A 5,913-nucleotide genomic window follows, 5' to 3' on the forward strand; every position below is an offset into this window, starting at 1 on the left:
GTTGCAGTTTATCCAAGATTTTATCTGTAGTATATAGGATATCCTATCATTAATTCTAGAACTAATACAAGCTCTATCGCCAAGCGATAAACCAAATTGTTCTGTTTTTTTCTTTAAGCATCCAATTTCTATCGCTTGATCAAAATCTAAGGCTACAATTTTATTTATTGAAGCTGCGATCATTTTTTTACTTTGAATAAAAGATATATTCAATTTTTGATCTAGTTCAGCCACTACTTCTGCTATATTTACTGTAGACATAATAGATAACGGTAATAAAATTCTTCGACCTTGTCACTACCGGTTTCTGAGTTAAATAATGCAAGTAAAGCAGATGAATCTAAAATATATTGATTTATTATTAAATTCCTTTCTTCTTGATTCCATTAGAGAATCAACTAATTATATGTTATCTTTATTTTTAGATTTTACTAATACTTAAAATTCTTGAATTTTATTTTTTAGAGGAATCAATGTTAATTCTTTACCAAGTATTAGCATTAACTGATCTACTGAAGAAAGATGTAATTGATCACGAATTTTTGCAGGAATATTTATTCTGCCATTTTCAGATATAGTAACTTTATATTCTAAATGCATATTTTTAAAATGGTTAAAAATTGAATATATACCAAAAAAAATAGTATAATTAAAATTACAATAGTAAAATATATTAAATTAATTTTCTTTCACACAGCCTAAAGAGTTTGTATCATATGATGTTGTCACCAAAAGAAAATATTATATGTCTAATTCAGCTTTTTTAGTTGCATTTTTTACAACGATTATCCGTTATTATGATTATGCTCTATTCGGTTTATCGGCTAGTATTCTTGCACAAAATTTCTTACCTAATATAGAGCAGGATAAACAACTATTCGGTTTTTTTGCCATTCTTAGTGTAGCCGTTATAGTGCGACCTTTAGGATCTTTAATTTTTGGATTTATCGGAGATAAATACGGGCGTATTAAATCTATTAAGATATCAATGTTTATGAGTAGCATTTCTACCGGAGTAATTGCTATTACTCCTTCCTTTGAGATGATAGGTATTTTTGCTACGGTAATATTAACATTATGTCGAATGTTTTTTTTAGCAAGCCTTGCCGGAGAAGTTGACGGAATAAAAATTTATGTAGCTGAAAAAACAGGAGATAATCGGAAAAATTTAAATATAGGAATAGTTTCATGCTGTAGCCAAATAGGTGCATTACTTGCGGCTATAGCTTATTATTACGCTAGTAATTCTAGTATCTGGTATTTATGGCGTTTAAATTTCTTTATCGGTGCAATATTTGGTTTATTTGCTATTTTGATGAGAAATTTTTTTAAAGAAAGTAGAGAATTTTTATATTATAAAAGTACTATAAAGCTAAATTTAGAAAGATCTAGACAAGATGAATTTAAGGAAGAGTCTGCGGAGCGTACAAAAGTACGTGAGCACAGACGAATTCCGCAAAATTCGCGTGTATTAAGCTTTCTAAATGACGCTCGGCAAATTATAAAAGATAATAAACTATCCTTTATAATAGCATTACTAATAAACGGTGCTATTGGAGGAGTGTATCACTTTTTAGTAATTTTTTTGGGAGTTTTTTTAACAAAAATAGCTTTTGTAAATCATCTTGAAATAAGATTTATGAATATAGCGCTTACTACTACCTATGGAATATCAGCCGTTTTTGCAGGGCTGCTTGCTGATAAAATAAACCCTTTAAAACAGATTACATGGACTGTATTTGCTAGCATTATTGTTGCTTTAGGAATGCAAATAATGTTATATAAACAAATATTTAATATTCTCTGTCCTGTTATATTAATAGGGCTTACAGCATTTTATGCAGTACCTCTACAAGTTATTGTTCAATCTTTGTTTAAGACTAATATTAAAATGAGGCTTTATAGTCTATCTCATTCTTTTGGAGGTATTATTCTATCCTCAACTACTCCTTTCTTTAGTATGTTGTTATGGCAAAACTTTAAGTCACTATCTCTAACTTTAAGCTTGTTCATATTTTTGCTTATAATATTAATGAGTACAGTGTTAGTTTTACGTAAGATATTATCCTTGCATGAATACTAAATCGTCATTGCGAGCGACTAAAGGTTTTATTGCATGGCTCAATTTTATCTCTGTCATCTCGTGGCTTAAACCACGGGATCCAGTTAAAAATACTAAAATTATTAGTATTTTTTATTGTTTTTACTAGAATGACATAAATGAGCCATGCAACAAACTCAAAAACAAGAATAACATCAATTTTCTTAGATAATTCTTCTTGACTTGAACCGATTCCTGAATCAACAAAAGAAGATCTAGAAACATTATTAGATTTAGGATTAATATTTGCTTGTTGTACATAAGATTTGCCTGCATCTATTAATATTTTATCAGTGAATTGTTCTAGTTCATTGAATGAGTTTTCTAGTTTTACAAAAAGTGCTGTTGAGGAGTGTACTATTGCCGGTGATAACTTAGTATAGAATCTTCAGGTATAGTTTCTAAAGAAGAATATTTACTTGTTTCTTTCTGTAGTACTGATTCATTTTGCCTTATTAAATTTGATATATTTTTAAATTTATTTACTAATTCTTCAGATAATATATCAATCTGGTTATTGTTATTACTTCCGGCATATAAGATTAGAGCCTCCTTTATATTTTGCGAGATATTATCTGCATGATCTATTAATAACATCTTATATTGCAAGTCTAATTCGCTTATACTTTTGCTGAGTATCTTTTTAGAAGCTTCTATAAATTCTTTTTCCCCTTTCTCTTCTTTATTTTTTAACTCTTCAAATAAATTTTGTAGACCGTCTCTGAAAAATCTCTGGCATTATCAAGGTATAAAAATTTACTTCTTATAATCTCTTGTGCTTTTTGATTGGAAGCTTGTTGAATTTTTTGTTTCTCTTGCATTGCTCTTAGAATGATATTTTTATTTAATGAATTAATCACATCATAAAAATTGTTCATTTCATCTAATTTTTCTCTAGGTTCTTTTATTTTTTGTAATCTTTTTCTTAATTCTTGAAATTTATCCCATTCATGTTGTTCAAGAAAAAATTCTTCTATTTTTGTATTTTTAGTATTAGGGCTTCCTCCGCTACTCAGGATTTTATTTCTAGCTGCCTGTAATCTAGATGGTTGATGAGAGTTGATATTATTAATCAAATCTAAAATTTCTTTTGATGTCTTATTAAATTCTTCATTATTAGTTGGATTTTTGATTGTTTCTTGAACTGCTTCTTTTAACTTTATTATTTCTGCTTTAAGGCTAAGCTCTACTTTTTGTTGACCGCATATTATAGCTTGTTCGTTTTCTTGCGAGGTAAGTACTTTTTTATCTTGCTGTATATTTAAGCTCTTTTTCCCTACTTTCTGAACAATTTCTTCCATCAATTGCAATAGATTCATATTGCTCTTTATTTATAGTCCTTGCTATTAGTGACCGGTAATGCATTACTTAGTCTGAATAATTCTGAAAAATCTGAATGGGATATTAGGACATCAAGTTGAGCCTTTGTTTTTCTACCTTTTCCGTCTTTTTTAAAGCCTTCAACTTTAGGTAGATTTTTTAAATAAATGTCTTTACTAGCACCTTGTATATTTTTATCTTTGCTACTTTGAAGTTGGCTTGTTGCTGAGAAACATACGGTCCAGGCTTTCTAGGGTCTATTTTATTTATTAGAGCTTCTATAAAATTAGTTATACGTGTTATAGCTAGTTTATCTATTTCTAAAATATTATTTAAATTAGTATTTTTTATTAAATAAAGATTTCTTATTAGCCGATCTAATTCATTCTTATGTTTTATAATTGCCTTCTATTAATAAAAATACACTAAAATGTAATACCATTTATGTTAAATTAACAATACTAATAATTAGTATTAATTCAATATTGTAAATCTTGTTGCATTTGTGCTTCAATAATATCATGTTATCATTTATTTTATCGTCTCAATGAGTTTTTTAACTCCCTCAACTGATTTGTCGAATAATGCTTTTTCTTCTTTAGTTAATTGTAGTTCTACTACTTTTATGACACCTTCTTTACCTATAATAATAGGTACTCCGACATATAAATCATTAACCCCATATTCACCTTGTAGATAAGCGGCACAAGTTAGAATTTGACGTTTATCTTTTAAATATGCTTCAAGCATTTCTATTGCTGAGGCTGCGGGGGCATAATAAGCAGAACCTGTTTTAAGTAATGCAACAATATCGCCGCCGCCGTTTCTAGTACGATCGATTATTTTTTCAATATTTTCATTACTTGATAAGCCCATTTTTATCAAGTCAGGTATCGGTATGCCTGATATTGTAGAATATCTTGCAAGAGGTACCATAGCATCACCATGACCGCCAAGAACCGTGCTATTAACATTGCTAACCGATACTTTAAACTCTTCGGCAAGAAAAAGATTAAATCTTGATGAGTCAAGTACGCCTGCCATACCTATGACTTTATTATGAGGTAATCCGCTTGCTTTAAGCATGACATATACCATAACATCAAGCGGATTGGTAATTACTATTACAAAAGCATCAGGAGCGTATTTTTTAACATTCTCTGCAACATTTTTCATAATACCGGTATTAATGCTAATTAAATCGTCTCTACTCATCCCTGGTTTCCTTGGTAAACCAGCAGTAATAATTATTGCATCAGACCCTTCAATATCTTTATAGTCGTTTGTGCCTTTTATTTTGATATCAGATCCTGCTATTGTACCGGCTTGCATGAGATCCAATGCTTTTCCTTGCGGTACTCCTTCAGCCACATCAAATAATACGATATCACCGAGTTCTCTAAGGCTAATTAAGTGAGCAAGCGTACCACCTATGTTACCGCTACCTATTAATGAGATTTTTGGATTTTTTTTCATTACTCCCTCTACAAACATTAAATATGCCTATTACTATATTACAAATAGATTCAAGAAAAAAGAATTTTTAAATTATATTGTTAAATGGTTAATTCATAAAAATTAACCATTCACATTGACGTTATTAAAATAGATTAATATAATGCCGAGTCGAAAATACCATGAAACATGGAATTTTAAAATAACTAAAAAAAAGAAGATAACTAGGCTTAAAATTTCTAAGTTAATAAATGTTTTTAAATCTTGTGTAGGAAAGGGGAGTAATACAAAAGAATGTAAAACCGTTCCCGATGTGTTTCACGATTTATGCGTTAGTATTAACAATAGCCTTAATAATAAGAACAGTAAAGATGTAAGCTTTGATACGGTAGACAGCCAAGAAAACAAAAGTACTCTATATCATGTAACTGACTTAGCAGACCTTAAAGAGTTACTTCAAAAAAATATTGATCCTAATATATAAGATGAGAATGGTTATACTGCTTTAGAGGTTACAGGTAATTTTGAAAAAGTCAAAATGTTACTTGAATAGGGTGCTACGGTGAATGACTATAAACAGATGGGTGAAGTATTATATGACTGTTGCTGTAACTCAGTAGAAAACAAAATTATTCTTTCACTATTAATGTATAATAATGCTAATACTAATTTTACAAAAGCAAACTTAGTAAGACAATGTAAAGAACCGCATGAAGAGGCAGAGCGGTTAATAAAACGAATTGAAAAATAAAGGGCTTAATATATCAAAGTAAAGAAGTAGAGACGTTAAGAGTATATGTTGACAGATTACAGAACTTTAAAAAATAAATATGAAAAAGCAAAGGATAGTAGCCAAGCTGTTTCAAAAAATAATATTCAATTATGTTGAAAATTAAGAAAGTGATAGTTTAAAAGCTAAACTTGTTACTACTTGTCAAAATCTAGGGTTAATCGAAGATTATTCGGAAGTAGCTCAAGAAAATGCATTATATAAGTGCTTGGATGAGGCTTTTGATTTGCTTGATCAAGGATTAATG

General features: G+C 29.4%; 6 protein-coding genes and 2 pseudogenes. 3 read left to right on the forward strand and 5 right to left on the reverse strand.

What is annotated here, in order from left to right; translation table 11 throughout:
* Together A452_RS0102335 and A452_RS08050 are read right to left on the reverse strand one after the other, a co-directional pair.
* Positions 1-359, reverse strand: a pseudogene (locus A452_RS0102335) (type II toxin-antitoxin system VapC family toxin); the annotation flags it as partial.
* Between the two features lie 43 nt (positions 360-402).
* Positions 403-600: pseudogene (locus A452_RS08050) on the reverse strand (AbrB/MazE/SpoVT family DNA-binding domain-containing protein).
* Between the two features lie 145 nt (positions 601-745).
* On the opposite strand from A452_RS08050, the gene A452_RS0102345 reads away from it, so the two are divergent.
* Complete coding sequence (locus A452_RS0102345) at positions 746-2,083, forward strand: MFS transporter (RefSeq protein WP_014412865.1); 1,338 nt, start codon at positions 746-748, stop codon at positions 2,081-2,083.
* Positions 2,084-2,458: 375 nt separating this feature from the next.
* On the opposite strand, the gene A452_RS10385 is transcribed toward A452_RS0102345, so the two are convergent.
* From A452_RS10385 to mdh, 3 genes are all read right to left on the reverse strand, one after another.
* Positions 2,459-2,698, reverse strand: a complete 240-nt coding sequence (locus A452_RS10385; protein WP_014412864.1) for a hypothetical protein — start codon at positions 2,696-2,698, stop codon at positions 2,459-2,461.
* 92 nt (positions 2,699-2,790) lie between these two features.
* Complete coding sequence (locus A452_RS11845; protein WP_231289952.1) at positions 2,791-3,420, reverse strand: hypothetical protein; 630 nt, start codon at positions 3,418-3,420, stop codon at positions 2,791-2,793.
* Positions 3,421-3,952: 532 nt separating this feature from the next.
* Positions 3,953-4,897 (reverse strand): malate dehydrogenase, encoded by a 945-nt coding sequence (mdh, locus tag A452_RS0102365; RefSeq protein WP_014412862.1) that lies wholly within the window; start codon positions 4,895-4,897, stop codon positions 3,953-3,955.
* Between the two features lie 142 nt (positions 4,898-5,039).
* On the opposite strand from mdh, the gene A452_RS0102370 reads away from it, so the two are divergent.
* Together A452_RS0102370 and A452_RS10750 are read left to right on the forward strand one after the other, a co-directional pair.
* Complete coding sequence (locus A452_RS0102370; protein ID WP_014412861.1) at positions 5,040-5,360, forward strand: hypothetical protein; 321 nt, start codon at positions 5,040-5,042, stop codon at positions 5,358-5,360.
* 78 nt (positions 5,361-5,438) lie between these two features.
* Positions 5,439-5,627, forward strand: a complete 189-nt coding sequence (locus A452_RS10750) for a hypothetical protein (protein ID WP_025999551.1) — start codon at positions 5,439-5,441, stop codon at positions 5,625-5,627.
* Positions 5,628-5,913: the final 286 nt, after the last annotated feature.

It is taken from the genome of Rickettsia australis str. Phillips (genome assembly GCF_000273745.1).
Taxonomy (GTDB): domain Bacteria; phylum Pseudomonadota; class Alphaproteobacteria; order Rickettsiales; family Rickettsiaceae; genus Rickettsia; species Rickettsia australis.

Coding starts and splice junctions, on each gene's coding strand:
- A452_RS0102370 (WP_014412861.1), top strand. CDS start 5,040: ATGCCGAGTCGAAAATACCATGAAACATGGAATTTTAAAATAACTAAA.
- A452_RS0102345 (WP_014412865.1), top strand. CDS start 746: ATGTCTAATTCAGCTTTTTTAGTTGCATTTTTTACAACGATTATCCGT.
- A452_RS10385 (WP_014412864.1), bottom strand. CDS start 2,698: ATGTTATTAATAGATCATGCAGATAATATCTCGCAAAATATAAAGGAG.
- A452_RS11845 (WP_231289952.1), bottom strand. CDS start 3,420: ATGAATCTATTGCAATTGATGGAAGAAATTGTTCAGAAAGTAGGGAAA.
- mdh (WP_014412862.1), bottom strand. CDS start 4,897: ATGAAAAAAAATCCAAAAATCTCATTAATAGGTAGCGGTAACATAGGT.